The 596-nt window shown below is 59.9% G+C and carries 1 protein-coding gene; it reads left to right on the forward strand.

Annotated features, from left to right (window positions below; translation table 11 throughout):
- On the forward strand, positions 1 to 186 hold a 186-nt coding region (locus tag BKY27_RS19650; RefSeq protein WP_071676137.1), incomplete at its 5' end, for a pilus assembly protein.
- Between the last annotated feature and the right edge of the window lie 410 nt (positions 187 to 596).

Raw genomic sequence — 596 nt, forward strand, 5'->3', positions numbered from 1 at the left:
ATGATCAAGACCTTCCTGAATTCCGAATCCGGCGCCGTCACTGTTGACTGGGTCGTTCTGACCGCCGCAATCGTTGGCCTCGGCCTGGCCGTGATGGCCGTCGTGTCCTCGGGCGTCGAGAACCTCTCGGGCGACATCCAGACCCAACTGGAAACCAACCACATCACCACTTCGTTCGGCGACTGATCGTCCAACACCCCCATCGAAGAGGGCCGCGCCATCGGGCAGCGGCCCTTTTTCTTTGTCCCGGTGTCAGATCGAGACCTGTTACAGACACCCCCGGTCGCAACAATTCCTCGAAACTTCCCGATAAATTCTTGCGACCGCCCCAATCGCGCCCGGTTTCAAGGCGAATGTCACTTCATCCCAAGGGGGCAACGCCCCGCAGCGGGCAAACCTGAGACAAAGCAAACCTGGAGCAAGACCATGATCAAGACCTTCCTGAATTCCGAATCCGGCGCCGTCACTGTTGACTGGGTCGTTCTGACCGCCGCAATCGTTGGCCTCGGCCTGGCCGTGATGGCCGTCGTGTCCTCGGGCGTCGAGAACCTCTCGGGCGACATCCAGACCCAACTGGAAACCAACCACATCACCAC

This window comes from Nioella nitratireducens (assembly GCF_001879715.1).
GTDB lineage: Bacteria > Pseudomonadota > Alphaproteobacteria > Rhodobacterales > Rhodobacteraceae > Nioella > Nioella nitratireducens.